Source organism: Pseudomonas sp. S12(2018), from assembly GCF_024355235.1.
Taxonomy (GTDB): Bacteria; Pseudomonadota; Gammaproteobacteria; order Pseudomonadales; family Pseudomonadaceae; genus Aquipseudomonas; species Aquipseudomonas palmensis.
On record NZ_QLAD01000002.1, the window covers coordinates 97,044 to 112,321 of the forward strand.

Sequence of the window (15,278 nt, forward strand, 5' to 3'; positions counted from 1 at the left end):
TCAATTAAAACTTCAGGCCGCACTGGCGCATGGCCTGGCGTACCGTATCGTGACAGGATTCGCTCAGCCAGGTCAGCGGCAGGCGGATGCCCTTGTGCATCAGGCCCATTTCGACCAAAGCCCACTTCACCGGAATCGGGTTGGCTTCGACGAACAGGTCCTTGTGCAGGGGCATCAGTTTTTCGTTGATGGCGCGGGCCTCGTCGGCCTTGCCTTCGAGTGCGGCGTTGCACAGGTCGGCCATTTCGCGCGGGGCGACGTTGGCGGTCACCGAGATGTTGCCTTTACCGCCCAGCAGGATCAGTTCGACGGCGGTCGGATCATCGCCGGACAGCACGATGAAATCCTTGCTCACGCCATCCAGGATCGCCTTGGCACGCTTGAGGTCGCCGGTGGCTTCCTTGATGCCGATGATGTTCGGCACGCTCGAGAGACGGATCACGGTCTCGGCCTGCATGTCACAGGCGGTACGGCCGGGCACGTTGTAGAGGATCTGCGGGATGTCGACGGCTTCGGCAATGTGCTTGAAGTGCTGGTACAGGCCTTCCTGGGTCGGCTTGTTGTAGTAAGGCACCACCAGCAGGCAGGCGTCGGCACCGGCGTCCTTGGCATTGCGGGTCAGGTGCACCGCTTCGCTGGTGGAGTTGGCACCCGTACCGGCGATCACCGGAATACGGCCGTTGACCTGCTTGACCACGGCCTTGATGACTTCGATGTGCTCATTGACATCCAGGGTCGCCGATTCGCCGGTGGTACCGACCGCAACGATGGCGTGGGTGCCGTTTTCCAGGTGGAAGTCCACGAGTTTGCTGAGGCTGTCCCAGTCAAGACGCCCTTGTGCATCCATGGGTGTGACCAATGCCACCATACTGCCCGCAATCATGAAGCTGCTCCTGCCGGAAAAAGAGAGCGGTAATGGTACTGGCGCCACAGGGCTTGCACAAGCGAAGCAGGCGGCAGGAGCATTCCCCTCGGCGACCATTTTCGCTACCCTTCTCTCTTTGATCGGTACACAGCGGCCCGCCGGGCTGCCGACAACGCGCCCCGACAGTGCCCGAGCCCTCGATCCTGAGCCACGGAACCACGCCGACAAGCCTATTTGCCCCGTCACGTACCGACCGCTCATCGCTTTAGGAATGCTGCATGTCCACCCCCACCGTTCGCGAACAATTCCTTGTCATCAGTGCCCTGGGCGCCAACCCCATGGAACTGACCAACATTCTGTGCCGGGCCAGCAACGACAATCGCTGCTCGGTCGTCACCTCGCGCCTGACCCGCCACGGCGAGTGCAGCGCACTGGTGCTGCAGGTCACCGGTAGCTGGGACGCCCTGGCGCGTTTCGAAGCGGCGCTGCCGACCCTGGCCAAGAAGCACACCTTCACCGTGAATGTGGTGCGTAGCGCCGAACTCGAAGTGCGCCCGCTGTCGCTGCCCTACGTCGCCTATGTCAGTGCCGCGTACCGCCCCGACATCATCAACGAGCTGTGCCAGTTCTTCATCGACCACAACGTCGAGCTGGAGAACCTGACCTGCGACACCTATCAGGCACCACAGACCGGCGGCACCATGCTCAACGCCACGTTCACCGTGACCCTGCCGGCCGGCACCCAGATCAGCTGGCTGCGTGACCAGTTTCTGGACTTCTCCGACGCCCTGAACCTGGATGCGCTGATCGAACCGTGGCGCCCACAGAACCCCATGTAAGGAAACCCGCAATGGCCGTAGCACTCGACCAACCCGTCGCCGATTTCGAGGCGCAAGCCACCGGCGCCAAGACCGTCAGCCTGAGCGGCCTGAAGGGTCGCCAAGTGGTGATCTACTTCTACCCCAAGGACAGCACCCCGGGCTGCACCACCGAAGGCCAGGGCTTTCGCGACCAGTACGCGGCGTTCCAGGCGGCCAACACCGAGGTGTTCGGCGTATCGCGTGACGGGCTCAAGTCCCACGAGAACTTCAAGGCCAAGCAGGGCTTCCCGTTCGAGCTGATCAGCGACAAGGACGAAGCCCTGTGCCAGCTGTTCGACGTGATCAAGCTCAAGAAGCTGTACGGCAAGGAATACATGGGGGTAGACCGTAGCACCTTCCTGATCGACAGCGAGGGTGTGCTGCGCAAGGAATGGCGCGGCGTGAAGGTGCCCGGGCATGTGGAGGCGGTGCTGGCGCAGGCGCAAGCATTGAACAAGGGCTGAAGCGCTTCGCCGGCGAAGCGTGCGCCGCGGCTAGAGCAGCGGCGCCACCACCGGCTCACGCCGCGGCCAGGCGTCGAGCACCGCCTTGAACAGCGTAGCCAGCGGGATCGCGAAGAAGATCCCCCAGAAGCCCCACAATCCGCCAAACAGCAGTACTGCGCAGATGATCGCCACCGGGTGCAGGCTGACCGCTTCGGAGAACAGCAGCGGCACCAGCACGTTGCCGTCCAGCGCCTGGATGATCGCGTACACCGCCATCAGGTAGATGAACTGGTCGCCCCAGCCCCACTGGAACAGGGCAATCAGGGTCACCGGTACGGTTACCACCACCGCCCCCACATACGGCACCACCACCGACAACCCCACCAGCAGCGCAAGCAGCGCCGCATAGTTCAGGCCCAGTGCGATGAACGCGATGTAGGTGGCCACGCCGCAGATCAGGATCTCGATGCCCTTGCCGCGAATGTAGTTGGCGATCTGGCGGTTCATCTCCTCGGCCACGCGGGTCATCAGGGCCCGCTCGCGCGGCAGGTAGCCGCTGACCCAGCGCGCGATCTGCTCGCGGTCCTTGAGAAAGAAGAACACCAGGATCGGCACCAGCACCAGGTAGATCATGATGTTGACCAGCAACGGCAGGCTCGACAGCGAGAAGGTCAGCGCCCATTGACCGAACTTGCCGATCTCGCCGCGCATCGCCTCGATGGCCTGCAGCACCTGCTCATCCGAGACCAGATGCGGGTAGCGCTCCGGCAGCAGCAACAGCAGCGACTGCCACTTGCCAAGCATGCCCGGCAGTTCGTTGAACAGGGTGATCAACTGGTGCCAGAGCAACGGCACCAGCACCAGCAGGAACACCGCCAGCGCGCTCAGGAACAGCAGGAACACCAGCCCCACCGCCACCTTGCTGGGCACCCGCAGGCGCTCCAGCGCATTGACCAGGCCCTGCATCAGGAACGCCAGCACCATGCCCGCCAGCACCGGCGCCAGCATGCCGCCCAGGGTCAGTATCGCGGTGAACCCCAGAAACAGCAGGACCGCCAGCACCACCGCTTCTTCATCCGAGAAATAGCGGTGCAGCCAGCCACGAAGCACTTTGAACATCGGTGATCCTTAAAGAGAAAGGTTCAGGCTTTCTTGAGCCAGTAGGTGTAGACCCCGGCGTCGGCCTGCTCATGCAGCAGCGTATGACCGGCCAGGCGGGCAAAAGTGCGGAAGTCGCGCTGCGAGCCGGCATCGGTGGCCACCACCTTGAGTACTGCACCACTGCCCAGGCGGTTGAGCTCCATCTTGGCCTTGAGCAACGGCAAGGGGCAATTCAGGCCGCTGGCATCCAGTTCGGCGTCGCAGGGTACGGCATCGGTCATCGGGCTTCTCCAGGCAGGTACATGCCCACGGCAGGTAGCGGCATGCACAGACCTCGTAGGATACCGCCACTGGTCGTCAACGTGTGAGCCGGCTACAGTAAGGTTCTTTGTCGACCCGAGCTTCGTGCATGAATTTTCTGCGCCCTACCCTGCTGACGCTGGCTTGCCTGCTGGCTCTACCGAGCCATGCCGACGACCTGCCGTCACTCGGCGACGCCAGCTCGGCCATCGTTTCCCCGCAACAGGAACATCAACTGGGCCGCGCCTGGTTGAGCCTGCTGCGCGGCAACGTGCGCCAGCTGTCCGACCCCCAGCTCAAGGACTACGTCGAAACCAGCGTCTACCGCCTTGCCGAAACCAGCCAGCTGCAGGACCGGCGCCTGGAGTTTATCCTGATCGACAGCAAGGAACTCAACGCCTTCGCCGCCCCCGGCGGGATCGTGGGGGTCAACGGCGGCCTGTTCCTGAACGCCCAGACCGAGGGCGAGTACGCCTCGGTGCTGGCCCACGAACTGGCGCACTTGTCGCAACGCCACTTCGCCCGCGGCGTGGAAGCCCAGCAACGCATGCAACTGCCGATGATGGGCGCCCTGCTGGTGGGCATCATTGCCGCCGCTGCCGGGGCCGGCGATGCCGGCATCGCCGCGATTGCCGGCACCCAGGCCGCCGCGATCCAGGAACAACGGCGCTTCTCGCGCCAGAACGAACAGGAGGCCGACCGCATCGGCATCCTCAACCTGGAAAAGGCCGGCTACGATCCACGCAACATGCCGACCATGTTCGAACGGCTGATGCGCCAGTACCAGTACAGCGCCAAGCCACCGGAATTTCTGCTGACTCACCCGGTTACCGAGTCGCGGGTCGCCGACACCCGCAACCGTGCCGAACAGGCCCCCAAGGGCGGTGTGGATGACAGCCTGCGCTACCAGTTGATTCGTGCACGCCTGCAACTGACCTACGAAGGCACGCCGGGCCTGGGTGCCAAGCGCTTCCGCGCCCTGCTGGACGAAAACCCCAACCTGGATGCGGCGCGTTACGGCCTGGCACTGGCGCAGATCAAGGGCGGCCAGCTCAACGAGGCCCGCGAGAGCCTCAAGCCCTTGCTCGCCAAGGCACCCAACGACATCACCTACAACCTTGCGCAGATCGACCTGGACGTCACCAACAACCGCCTGGCCGATGCCCAGCAACGGGTGGAGAAGATGCGATCCCTGTACCCGGGCAACTACCCGCTGCAGCAGTCACGCATCGACCTGCTGCTCAAGCAGAACCGCCCGGCCGAGGCAGAGAAGGCGCTGGATGCGCTGCTCAAGAATCGGCCGCAAGACCCGGATGTCTGGTATGAGGTGGCGGAGGTTCGCGGCCTGTCGGGCAACACAATCGGCCTGCACCAGGCTCGCGCCGAGTACTTTGCCCTGGTGGGCGACTTCGACCAGGCCTTGCAGCAGCTCGACTACGCCAAGCAGCGGGCGGGCAACAACTTTGTGCTGTCGTCGAAGATCGATGCCCGTCAGCGCGAGCTGATGGAACAGCAGCGGATGGTCAAGGACATGATGCGCTGACACGCATCAAGGTAGCGCGCACACCATATCGCGGGTCAGCCCCGCCCCCTTGTGGGAGCGGGCTCGACCCGCGACGCTGCTTTCAGGCGTTGCCGGAGAGCTTGAGCCGCGCCGCCTGGGTGAAGTCCAGCATGCGCTTGAGTGGCTTGAGTGCCTGCGGGATAAGCGCCGGCTCGACGAAGATCTCGTTGCTGCCCTCGCGCAGGCACTGCAAGGTGCGCTCAAGCGTGTTCATCGCCATCCACGGGCAGTGCGCGCAACTGCGGCACGCCGCGCCGTTGCCGGCAGTGGGCGCCTCGACAAAGACCTTGTCCGGGCACAGCTGCTGCATCTTGTAGAAAATGCCGCGGTCGGTGGCCACGATGAAGGTCTTGTTCGGCATGCGCTGCGCAGCCGCAATCAGTTGGCTGGTGGAACCCACCGCATCGGCCAGGTCGATCACCGCCTCTGGCGACTCGGGGTGCACCAGGATCGCCGCGTCCGGGTACAGCGCCTTCATGTCCAGCAACTGACGCGACTTGAACTCCTCGTGAACGATGCAGGCACCGTCCCACAGCAACATGTCGGCGCCGGTGTTCTTCTGGATGTAACGGCCCAGGTGCTGGTCAGGCCCCCAGATGATGGTCTCGCCGTTGTCCATCAGGCTTTCGACGATCTCCAGCGCACAGCTGGAGGTCACCACCCAGTCGGCCCGCGCCTTGACCGCCGCCGACGTGTTGGCATACACCACAACGGTGCGCTCGGGGTGCTTGTCGCAGAACGCCGAAAAGTCCTCCACCGGGCAACCCAGGTCGAGCGAGCAGGTAGCCTCCAGGGTCGGCATCAGCACGCGCTTTTCGGGGTTGAGGATCTTCGCCGTCTCACCCATGAAGCGTACACCGGCCACCACCACGGTCTTGGCCGGATGCTGGTTGCCGAAACGGGCCATCTCCAGCGAGTCGGACACGCAACCGCCGGTCTCCTCGGCCAGGGCCTGGATCACCGGATCACAGTAGAAGTGGGCCACCAGCACGGCGTCCTGAGCCTTGAGCTCGGCGGCGATGGCGGCACGGTAGTCAGCCTCTTGCTCGGGCGTCAGCGGCTTAGGCTGCTTGGCGTCGAGGTGGGCCTGGACCAGAAGGCGTTCGGAAATCTGGGTCATGTTCGCAAGACCTGCAGGCGCTAGTGCGCGTAAGTCGAGTGTATCACCGAGCCCTGGCAAATCGGATAACGGTTCAGCCTGTACGACAGAACCAAAGACCCTCTGCGGCCTCGGGTTTTATGGGTTGCCGAAGGCTACAGTTAATCGAATGAATTCTAAAGGGTTTTTTGCCAAACCAGGCTGGCGGGGCAAGCCCGCCAGCCCAGCGGTCAGTTGCCTGCCGGTTGCAGGCCGCCGAGGCTGGACATCACCAGCGCGGCGAACTCTTCAACGGTCATCTTCTGCCCGTTGAAGGCCACCTGGCCATCGGCATAGTGCAGGTTGGCAATGATGTCATTGCCCTTGAGCGTGGCCAGCTTGGAATACAAGGCCATCTGCCCGACCATCTCGCCGGCCATTGCGGCCTGCTTGACCTGCGCCTCGTCCTGCCCTTCCAGGCTGGCCTGCAAGGCTGCCAGGTCACCGATCATCGGCTTGGACAGCGACAAGCTGCTCTGCAGTTTCTCGATCATCTGGCGCACCAGCTGATCGGAAGGCAGGTCGGCCGACGTCGGCTTGGCCAGGTCCAGGGTGAGGTTGAAGCGACTTTCACCGTTGGCGGTCTTGAAGGAAAGGTCCTCCACGGCCACCTGAGGCTTGCCCGCCAGCAACTGCATCATCTGCACCTGCATCAGCGCCTGCTCTTCGGCATTCAGCTCCAGCTCGGGCGGTTGGCCGGCAGCGGCCGTCTCCTGCAACTGGGGCATGTGCTTCTCATAGATCGCCATGATCGCCTGCAGCGCAGGGATATCGAAGCGGTTGACCGCCACCACCAGTTGCCCGCCGCCCACGGCCTTGCCGTCATAGGTGATGGCGTCGACCTTGTAGGCGGCCCTGGCATCGACCTTGTCGCCGTTGACCTTGTAGGTGTTGCGTTGCTCCACACCCTTGACGGTCAGCGGTACCTGGCGATCGCCAAAGGTGAAGGCGCTGTCGTCCAGGGTCACGTCGGCCTGGCCTTCATAGAAGTCGTAGGGCGTCAGGGTGAGGTCTGCAACCAGTTTCAGGCCCTTGAGGTCGAACTTGAGCGGCGGCGTCTCGCTATCGACCATCGACACCTGCAAGGTGCCCATGCTGCCGTCGAGCTTGAGGCGCTTGCCTTCGAAGTCACCGCTCATGCCCAGGTCGAAGCCGGAGAACTTCACCGACGAACCGTCCTTGGCGATGTCCAGCGGCATCAGCCTCAACGTGCCGTCATACGACTGGTCATAGCCCAGGCTGAACTCGCCCTGCACCGGCGAGACATCACCGCTGGCCGCATACCACTCGGCTGTGGTGGCATCCTTCTCGATCGAGGTGCTGGATGCCGCCATCACCGGCATCAGCTTGAATGCCTTGACCCGCTGCCAGGGAAACGGCCCGTGCTCGATGCGATCGACCAGGGTCAGTTCCAGGTTGCTCGGCTCATCGCCCAGCTCCAGGTTCTGCACGGTGAACCTGTAACGCGCGACACTGCTGAACAGGTGTTGCTCCAGCGATACCAGCTCAAGCCGCGCCGTGGCACCCAGGCCCTTGAACGACTTTTGCATCTGCAGATTGGACTGTGCGGTAGCGTGCTCCAGCACGCCAGGCAACTGCTTGCCCGTATACCACGCCCCGGCCGTGCATACGGCCGCTACGGCGACGGCAAGCCCGCACACCACTCCCAGTGTTTTCTTCATGAATTGATCCGTTTGCTATCCATATTGAGGTGAAGCGATGTTACTCGTTGACGTCCATGAACTCCCGCGCCCAGACGATGTAGTCGCCGGGTACGGTGTAGGTATGGGTGAGTTCGGTGGCACTGAGGTCCGAGGCGCTGCTGGTGATGCGGCGCTGCTCGCGCAGGCAGTCGTAGGTGGCCTTGATCGCGGCGAAGTAGGCGCCATGGCCATCCACGGCGATACGCACGCCCAGCTCGGCCAGGCGCGTGTCGTCGTGCAGCTGCGGGTTGCCGTAGGTCACCAGCATCAGCGGCACGCTGACGTGGCGGGCAATCTCTTCGAGGTGATCGAAATCGCGGATGCCGACCATGCACACGCCGTCCGCGCCAGCATTCTGGTACGCGACCACGCGGGCAATGACTTCTTCGACCGGGATCAGCGCGGCATTGGTGCGCGCGATGATCGACAGCTCCTGGTCGACGCGAGCCTCCAGGGCAGCGCGGATCTTGCCCACGCCTTCGTCGATGCTGATCAGGTCGGTGGACTTGCGCCCGAACTGGGCAGGCAGCAGGGTGTCTTCGATGGTCAGCGCAGCCACGCCGGCGCGCTCGAGCTCGGTGACGGTGCGCATCACGTTCAGCGCGTTACCGTAGCCGTGGTCGGCGTCGGCGATCACCGGCAGCTGTGCGACACGCCCGATGCGCGTGGCCTGCTCGGCAAATTCACTCAAGGTGATCAGGGCAAAGTCCGGAGCCGCCAGCACCTGTAACGAAGCCACCGAGCCGCCCAGGATGCCGACTTCGAAGCCGAGGTCGGCGGCGATTCGCGCAGACATCGGGTCGAACACGGAAGCCGTGTGATAGCAGACCGGGGAGGCCAGGAGTTTACGAAAGGCACGGCGCAAATCTTGGTGGGAGGCTCTAGGCATGATCATTCCAGTTTCTTCATCTTCATTCTGGAGGAGAACATACCATTCCTGCCCGACACTCCGACAGTCGCCAGACCCGAACCCAAACAAAAATAAGCGAACAGAAAACGAAAACGCCCCCCTCCAGAAGCCCTGCACGCGCTGCCCCCCCTCATTCTGAGGGAGAGACCAGTCGCGGCTTGCAGGGCTGTCGAGAGTGACCGCCCAAGGACAATCTCAGACCGAGGCCACGATGAAGGTGCGCTTGAACGGGAACAGCGTGCGCCCGTCGTCCTCACGCGGGTAGTGCGCTTCCAGAAGCCTGAGGTACTTGCGCAGAAACGCATCGCGGTCCTCGTCATCCAAGGAGCTGAGCACCGGGCGCAGTGCCGAAACCTTGACCCAGTCGAACACCGGCGACTGGCCTTCGACCACCTGCAGATGCTCGGTTTCCCAGATATCCAGCTTGCTGGTAAGCGGCGCCAGCAACCGGTAGTAGCAGTCCAGGGACAGGACATTGCGCGCCGACATGAACTTGCGCAGCTCCAGCGTGCCGATCACCCGGCCCGCAGGCCCGCATTCGCTCAGGGCCCTGAGCATCAGGTGGTACCAGGGTGCATCCCGCCAGTTGGGCATGTGCAGCGCCAGGTAGCCGCCGGCGTGCAGATTGCCGAGCAGCCGCGGCAGCAGGTTTTCGTGGTCCTCCATGAAATGCAGCACGGCAGCGGCGAACAGCAGGCTTGCCGGCTGCTTGGGCTCCCACTGGCCTATGTCGCTGTTCAGCCATTGGGCATTGACCGGCAGGGCTCGGGCCTCGGCGAGCATTTCTGCCGAGCTGTCGACGCCGAACAATTGTGCCTCCGGCCAGCGTTCGGCCAGCAGCCGGGTGGCGATTCCGGTACCACAGCCCAAATCATAGATGGACGCTGGTGCCTGCAACGGCAGGTGATCGAGCAGCTCGATCACCGGACGCTCCCTCAAACGCGAAAACTGCTGATAGCCTTGCGGGTCCCAGGTCGTACTCCCGCGCAGACCCTGTTGCTGTTTTACAAGCATTGCCACGTTCCTCTCGCTCCATGCGATCAATATTGCCGTCCAAGATTGTTCAACACCCTCAACACCAGCGCGATACCACGTCGCGTTTGCGGCTCGCGCAGCAGTTGCACCAGGCCCAGCAGGCTTGGTGGCTGGGTATCGCTGCTCTGCGCCTGCGCCATGCGCAGCGCGTTGCCCACGGTCCAGGTCAGGGCTGTCACGTCCTCGAACCCATGGGCCAGCTTGTCCACCATCGCGGTGTCGAGCAGGTCGACCAGGTCGGACCCCAGCGACAGCAAGTCGATGATGTTGTCCATGCGACCACTGACCAGCAGCGGTTCGAGTTTTTTCATCAGGGCATCAACGCCCGGGTGAGCAAGGTGTTCCACGGTAGGCTCGAAGGTTTCCATATCGACGTACTCCTGCACCGCTCGACTCAGATCATTCCACGGGCAACCGCCCAGTAGAGGCCCCGGTTGAATCCATTGCGCAACAGGCCGCCCAGCTTGGTCGGCGGGGTGGGCACCACATCCTGCTGGTAGTTGTAGGTCAGTGGCATGCCGGCGTTGAGGCCCATCTGCGCAACGGCCTGGACCTTCCCGTCGTAGACGGCGCAGGGGGTGCCCAGGCGGATCTCGCCGGCGATGTTGTTGGCCACCACCGGTGCCTGGTTATGGCAGGCACCGCCCGCCTTGCTGATGGGCAGGTCCATGGTGTCGCCGATCACGTAGACGTTCTCCAGGCCGTAGACCTGCAGGGTCTCGTGGTTGGTCGGCAGCCAGCCCTCGTTGTTGGGGGCCTGGGACGCACCGCTCTGTATCACTGCGTCCACTGCACGAATGGGTGGGGTCGCCATCAGGATGTCGAACGGCTGCGCCTGGCCTTCGGCCGAATAGGCAATACGTTGATCCGGGTCCACGCGGTCCAGGGTGAAGCCACGCTGAAACCTGATGTTCTTCTGTTCAAAAAGGGTGGGCAACAGTTCTCCGGTTGGCCGCTGCATGAACAGACAGTTTCTGAGCAATTGCGCAGTGGTCGGATAGGTATAAACAATTTCAATGTTATTGCGAACACCGCGACGGCGCAGCAAGTCATCCAGCATCAAGGTAGTTTCCACCGGCGCAATACCGCACTGATGCGGAACATTGGGCGTCTGTGGGAAAGAAACGGATATGAAGATGCGCCCTTTTTCAATCGTCATCAGACGTTGCGCCAATTGTCGCGCCGCCTTGTATTGATAGAAATGATCCCCCGCCTCCTGCAGCCCCTCGATGCGCTCGGGAGCGGGTACGCAGCCCGTCGCGATCACCAGAAAGTCATAGCCCACGCGCCTTCCAGAGCGGGTGTGCAGGGTTTGCCCGGTGAAGTCGAAGCGGGTCACCTCCTCCACCTGGAAGTCGATTTCAGGCCGCAACAGCGAACGCTCGGGCCGTTTCAGGTCTTCCTGGAAATAGCTGTTGAAGGCAACGTACATGAAGGCAGGTTTGTAATAATGATCCGGCGAATTCGACAGCAGTTTGACCGTGACCTGATGCTTGAGTATTTCCGGGTATAGTTGTCTGACCAATTGATTGGCGAGCATCGTGCCGCCGACACCTCCCCCCACGACGACAATAGTTTTAGACATAGCCCCACTCCCTGGCTGGTTTTGAATCCATGCCAAGTACCATAGCAATTATAAAAAAATGCCATATACAGAATCGCTATAGCAAAACAGACATTAATTGCTACTTCAAAAAATATTACCCTTCCACCAGTGAAACTCTGCCCACTTAGCATTATTCCTTGGCACAGGCAGACTCTCCTCTGCCGCTGACTGCTTTGTGTGAAATTTTATTAACGTTTCAATTTTCACGCCTGATTGCTGTTGACTTCGCTCCCCCTCCTGAGTAAATTGCGCGGGCCGGAAATCCGGCCTTTTTTCAACTCACCAAAGAAGCCAATGGACATAGTATCTAGACGCTGTCTGGTCATTGCCGCTGCGCAACGCCAGGCACTTAACCCTGAAAATGACGGGACTCGACTCCGCGGTCGGGTAAGCTGCGCTAGGGCTTGATGCTCCAACGTGGCTTGCCTCCCCGGTTCGTCCGGTCGCGAGGCACACGTTATGTACTTCACTTCTTCTGCAATACCGGGCGTACGCGCCTTCACTTCAGCCCTGCGGGCCAGGCTTCTGCGCGCGCCCAGGCTGCCCGTGCGTGCGCCAAGCCTCCCCTGCGACTCCCCTGCCAGCAGCGCCTTGCGGGCCCGTTGGCGCGTCTGCTCCACAAGCGGCCAACGCCAGCAGCGCTGGAGCCTGGACGACAGTCAGGACCCACCGAGTCGGGGCGCCGCCCTGTTTCTGCAGCACGCCTGATCCAGGTTTGCATGCATTCGGGGTGCGTACTTCCCCTTGAATAAACGGCAACTTTGCGCTTATTAAAAAACGAATTTCCTAGTTGGAAAATTCGCCGGCACTTTATTGCCTTCGCATTAATAAAAATCTGTGGAGCACATTATGGAAGAGGCCAGTAGTCGGTTCGCTGCCTGTGCACGTTCATTCAACAGGCAGCGAACGTCACCGCTAAAGATCCCACTCTTCGAATCGATCGCCTGCCCGCGACTCGACATACTTTCACTCGCCTATGATTAGTTGAGTTGTCGGTGTGTCGTGCCGCGAGCAGGCGGCAGGAGCACAGACCATGACTGTAAAAAACCCAACACCCCGCCACACCCACCCCACCCGTGACAGCAACAAGCTGTCGATGCGCGCCGCGCGCGAGGCCCAGAACGGCCTGGCCGTTACCCTGGCCAACGTCAACTCCAGCCCCGCCGGGCTCACCGAAGAAGAAGCCCAGGGCCGCCTGCAACGGGACGGCCACAACGAAGTCGCCCATGACCGTCCGCCCCATGCACTGGTGCAGTTGCTGCACGCTTTCAACAACCCCTTCATCTATGTGCTGATGACCTTGACGGGTATCAGTTTCTTCACCGACTTCTGGCTGCCGCTGCAGGCCGGCGAAGAAACCGACCTGACCGGCGTGATCATCGTGCTGGTGATGGTGTTGGCGAGCGGCGTGATGCGTTTCTGGCAGGAACACCGATCGGCCAAGGCCGCCGAAGCCCTGAAGGCGATGGTGCGCACCACCGCAGCCGTGCTGCGGCGCGAGCAGCTAGGGGCCCAGGCGCGGGTTCGAGAACTACCCATGCGCGAACTGGTGGTGGGCGACATCATCCAGCTGTCTGCCGGCGACATGATCCCCGCAGACATTCGCCTGATCGAATCCCGCGACCTGTTCATCAGCCAGGCGGTACTGACCGGCGAAGCCTTGCCAGTGGAAAAGTACGACACCCTGGGTGCGGTGCAGGAAAAATCCGCCAAGGCCCAGGCCGCCGACCAACAGGACCTGCTGGACCTTCCCAACATCTGCTTCATGGGCACCAACGTGGTCAGCGGGACCGCCACGGCCGTGGTGGTCGCCACCGGGGCTCGTACCTATTTCGGCTCACTGGCCCGCTCCATCGTCGGCTCCCGCGCGCAGACCGCCTTCGACCGCGGGGTCAACAGCGTGAGCTGGCTGCTGATCCGCTTCATGCTGGTGATGGTGCCCATCGTGCTGCTGATCAACGGCTTCACCAAGGGGGACTGGGCCGAAGCCTTCATGTTCGCCCTGGCGGTAGCGGTTGGCCTGACCCCGGAAATGCTGCCGATGATCGTCAGCGCCAACCTGGCCAAGGGCGCGGCCGCCATGGCCAGGCGCAAGGTAGTGGTCAAGCGCCTGAACGCGATCCAGAACTTCGGCGCCATGGACGTACTGTGCACCGACAAGACCGGCACCCTGACCCAGGACCGCATCATCCTCGAACACCATGTCGATATCGGCGGCAACCGCTGCGACGAGGTGCTGCAACTGGCCTGGCTCAACAGCCACCACCAGAGCGGCATGAAAAACCTCATGGACCGCGCCGTGGTCAGTTTCGCCGAGGACAATCCGCAGTTCACCCCTCCGGCAGCCTGGCGCAAGGTCGATGAACTGCCCTTCGACTTCGTACGTCGGCGCCTGTCGGTGATCCTGGCCGATGCCAGTGGTGGTCACCTGCTGGTGTGCAAGGGCGCCGTGGAAGAGATGCTGGAGACCGCCAGCCGGGTCCGCCAGCAGGGCACTGCCGTAAGCCTGGATGCCGAGCGCCGTTCGGCCCTGCTCAAACTCGCCGAGACCTATAACCGCGACGGCTTTCGCGTGCTGCTGGTGGGTACCCGCCAAATAGCCGCAGGCGAGACGCAGACCCAGTACAGCGCCAGTGATGAGCGCGAGCTGATCATCGAAGGCTTGCTGACCTTCCTCGACCCGCCCAAGGAAAGCGCCGGCCCGGCCATCGCCGCACTGCGCGACAACGGCGTGACGGTCAAGGTACTCACCGGCGACAACCCCACCGTTACCGCCAAGATCTGCCGGGAAGTGGGCCTGGAGGCAGGTGAGCCGCTGCTGGGCCGCGACATCGAGCACATGGACGATGAGGTGCTCGCGCGCCGGGTGGAAGAGCGCACGGTGTTCGCCAAGCTCACGCCACTGCAGAAGTCCCGCGTACTCAAGGCCCTTCAAGCCAACGGCCACACTGTCGGGTTTCTGGGTGACGGGATCAACGACGCCCCTGCCCTGCGCGACGCCGACGTCGGCATCTCGGTGGACAGCGGCACCGACATTGCCAAGGAGTCGGCAGACATCATCCTGCTGGAAAAGAGCCTGATGGTGCTGGAGGAAGGGGTGATCAAGGGTCGCGAGACCTTCGGCAACATCATGAAGTACCTGAACATGACCGCCAGCTCCAACTTCGGCAACGTGTTCTCGGTGCTGGTCGCCAGTGCCTTCATCCCCTTCCTGCCGATGCTGGCGATTCACCTGTTGCTGCAGAACCTGATGTACGACTTCTCCCAGCTGGCGCTGCCATGGGACAAGATGGACAAGGAGTACCTGGCCAAGCCACGCAAATGGGATGCCCGGAACATCGGGCGGTTCATGCTGTGGATAGGGCCAACCTCATCCATTTTCGACATCACCACCTTCGCGCTGATGTGGTACGTGTTCGCCGCCAACAGCGTGGAAATGGCCAGCCTGTTCCAGTCGGGCTGGTTCATCGAAGGGCTGCTGTCCCAGACCCTGGTGGTGCACATGCTGCGCACCCGCAAGATCCCGTTCATCCAGAGCACTGCAGCCTTGCCGGTAATGCTGGCGACGGGGCTGGTGATGGCGCTGGGAATCTACGTGCCCTTCTCGCCGCTGGGCAGCATGGTCGGCCTGGTTCCGCTGCCGTGGGAATACTTCCCTTGGCTGGTGGGCACACTGCTCAGCTACTGCGTGGTCGCCCAGACCATGAAGACCTTGTACATCCGCCGCTTCAAGCAGTGGTTCTGAAGAAC

Annotated in this window: 13 protein-coding genes; 4 read left to right on the forward strand and 9 right to left on the reverse strand. The window is 62.4% G+C overall.

Annotation, left to right across the window (positions count from 1 at the left end; all coding sequences use genetic code 11):
- Nucleotides 1–4: 4 nt before the first annotated feature.
- The gene (gene dapA / locus DN388_RS04300) at nucleotides 5–883 is read right to left on the reverse strand and encodes a 4-hydroxy-tetrahydrodipicolinate synthase (protein WP_043864222.1); all 879 of its coding nucleotides are present in this window, start codon (nucleotides 881–883) and stop codon (nucleotides 5–7) included.
- 260 nt (nucleotides 884–1,143) lie between these two features.
- Between dapA and DN388_RS04305 the strand changes: the two genes are divergently transcribed.
- Together DN388_RS04305 and DN388_RS04310 are read left to right on the forward strand one after the other, a co-directional pair.
- The gene (locus tag DN388_RS04305) at nucleotides 1,144–1,704 is read left to right on the forward strand and encodes a glycine cleavage system protein R (RefSeq protein ID WP_043864223.1); all 561 of its coding nucleotides are present in this window, start codon (nucleotides 1,144–1,146) and stop codon (nucleotides 1,702–1,704) included.
- A gap of 11 nt (nucleotides 1,705–1,715) precedes the next feature.
- A complete protein-coding gene (locus DN388_RS04310) occupies nucleotides 1,716–2,189 on the forward strand; it encodes a peroxiredoxin (protein ID WP_043864224.1) in 474 nt (157 codons plus the stop codon).
- A gap of 30 nt (nucleotides 2,190–2,219) precedes the next feature.
- Here DN388_RS04310 and DN388_RS04315 read toward each other — a convergent pair whose 3' ends face one another.
- Together DN388_RS04315 and DN388_RS04320 are read right to left on the reverse strand one after the other, a co-directional pair.
- Nucleotides 2,220–3,290: an AI-2E family transporter gene (locus tag DN388_RS04315; RefSeq protein ID WP_043864225.1), complete on the reverse strand. Its 1,071-nt coding sequence runs from the start codon at nucleotides 3,288–3,290 to the stop codon at nucleotides 2,220–2,222.
- A gap of 23 nt (nucleotides 3,291–3,313) precedes the next feature.
- Nucleotides 3,314–3,553, reverse strand: a complete 240-nt coding sequence (locus DN388_RS04320) for a sulfurtransferase TusA family protein (protein WP_043864226.1) — start codon at nucleotides 3,551–3,553, stop codon at nucleotides 3,314–3,316.
- 128 nt (nucleotides 3,554–3,681) lie between these two features.
- Here DN388_RS04320 and DN388_RS04325 point away from each other — a divergent pair, with 128 nt between their 5' ends.
- Entirely contained in the window at nucleotides 3,682–5,115 is a 1,434-nt protein-coding gene (locus DN388_RS04325; protein WP_196932125.1) for a M48 family metalloprotease, read from the forward strand.
- 82 nt (nucleotides 5,116–5,197) lie between these two features.
- Here the strand turns inward: DN388_RS04325 and nadA are convergent, their stop codons facing one another.
- The 6 genes from nadA to DN388_RS04355 all read right to left on the reverse strand — a co-directional run bounded on the left by nadA (nucleotide 5,198) and on the right by DN388_RS04355 (nucleotide 11,507).
- Nucleotides 5,198–6,256, reverse strand: coding sequence for a quinolinate synthase NadA (gene nadA / locus DN388_RS04330; RefSeq protein ID WP_043864228.1), 1,059 nt, complete (start codon nucleotides 6,254–6,256; stop codon nucleotides 5,198–5,200).
- A 209-nt stretch (nucleotides 6,257–6,465) separates the two neighbouring features.
- Nucleotides 6,466–7,956 carry a YdgA family protein gene (locus DN388_RS04335; RefSeq protein ID WP_058541515.1) on the reverse strand — a complete coding sequence of 497 codons (1,491 nt, stop codon included), beginning with the start codon at nucleotides 7,954–7,956 and terminating at the stop codon, nucleotides 6,466–6,468.
- Between the two features lie 40 nt (nucleotides 7,957–7,996).
- On the reverse strand, nucleotides 7,997–8,866 hold the full coding sequence (locus DN388_RS04340) for an oxaloacetate decarboxylase (protein ID WP_043864299.1): 870 nt from the start codon (nucleotides 8,864–8,866) through the stop codon (nucleotides 7,997–7,999).
- A 216-nt stretch (nucleotides 8,867–9,082) separates the two neighbouring features.
- Nucleotides 9,083–9,901: a methyltransferase domain-containing protein gene (locus DN388_RS04345; protein ID WP_213607177.1), complete on the reverse strand. Its 819-nt coding sequence runs from the start codon at nucleotides 9,899–9,901 to the stop codon at nucleotides 9,083–9,085.
- Between the two features lie 26 nt (nucleotides 9,902–9,927).
- Nucleotides 9,928–10,290 carry a DUF1641 domain-containing protein gene (locus DN388_RS04350; protein ID WP_078480035.1) on the reverse strand — a complete coding sequence of 121 codons (363 nt, stop codon included), beginning with the start codon at nucleotides 10,288–10,290 and terminating at the stop codon, nucleotides 9,928–9,930.
- A gap of 26 nt (nucleotides 10,291–10,316) precedes the next feature.
- A complete protein-coding gene (locus DN388_RS04355) occupies nucleotides 10,317–11,507 on the reverse strand; it encodes an NAD(P)/FAD-dependent oxidoreductase (protein WP_058541512.1) in 1,191 nt (396 codons plus the stop codon).
- A 1,054-nt stretch (nucleotides 11,508–12,561) separates the two neighbouring features.
- Between DN388_RS04355 and mgtA the strand changes: the two genes are divergently transcribed.
- Entirely contained in the window at nucleotides 12,562–15,273 is a 2,712-nt protein-coding gene (gene mgtA / locus DN388_RS04360) for a magnesium-translocating P-type ATPase (RefSeq protein ID WP_254997023.1), read from the forward strand.
- Nucleotides 15,274–15,278: the final 5 nt, after the last annotated feature.

What these genes read in the sequence shown, in the direction of transcription:
- DN388_RS04345 (WP_213607177.1), bottom strand. Translation starts at nt 9,901, where the DNA reads ATGCTTGTAAAACAGCAACAGGGTCTGCGCGGGAGTACGACCTGGGAC.
- DN388_RS04350 (WP_078480035.1), bottom strand. Translation starts at nt 10,290, where the DNA reads ATGGAAACCTTCGAGCCTACCGTGGAACACCTTGCTCACCCGGGCGTT.
- nadA (WP_043864228.1), bottom strand. Translation starts at nt 6,256, where the DNA reads ATGACCCAGATTTCCGAACGCCTTCTGGTCCAGGCCCACCTCGACGCC.
- DN388_RS04340 (WP_043864299.1), bottom strand. Translation starts at nt 8,866, where the DNA reads ATGCCTAGAGCCTCCCACCAAGATTTGCGCCGTGCCTTTCGTAAACTC.
- DN388_RS04355 (WP_058541512.1), bottom strand. Translation starts at nt 11,507, where the DNA reads ATGTCTAAAACTATTGTCGTCGTGGGGGGAGGTGTCGGCGGCACGATG.
- DN388_RS04305 (WP_043864223.1), top strand. Translation starts at nt 1,144, where the DNA reads ATGTCCACCCCCACCGTTCGCGAACAATTCCTTGTCATCAGTGCCCTG.
- DN388_RS04310 (WP_043864224.1), top strand. Translation starts at nt 1,716, where the DNA reads ATGGCCGTAGCACTCGACCAACCCGTCGCCGATTTCGAGGCGCAAGCC.
- DN388_RS04320 (WP_043864226.1), bottom strand. Translation starts at nt 3,553, where the DNA reads ATGACCGATGCCGTACCCTGCGACGCCGAACTGGATGCCAGCGGCCTG.
- dapA (WP_043864222.1), bottom strand. Translation starts at nt 883, where the DNA reads ATGATTGCGGGCAGTATGGTGGCATTGGTCACACCCATGGATGCACAA.
- DN388_RS04335 (WP_058541515.1), bottom strand. Translation starts at nt 7,956, where the DNA reads ATGAAGAAAACACTGGGAGTGGTGTGCGGGCTTGCCGTCGCCGTAGCG.
- DN388_RS04315 (WP_043864225.1), bottom strand. Translation starts at nt 3,290, where the DNA reads ATGTTCAAAGTGCTTCGTGGCTGGCTGCACCGCTATTTCTCGGATGAA.
- DN388_RS04325 (WP_196932125.1), top strand. Translation starts at nt 3,682, where the DNA reads ATGAATTTTCTGCGCCCTACCCTGCTGACGCTGGCTTGCCTGCTGGCT.
- mgtA (WP_254997023.1), top strand. Translation starts at nt 12,562, where the DNA reads ATGACTGTAAAAAACCCAACACCCCGCCACACCCACCCCACCCGTGAC.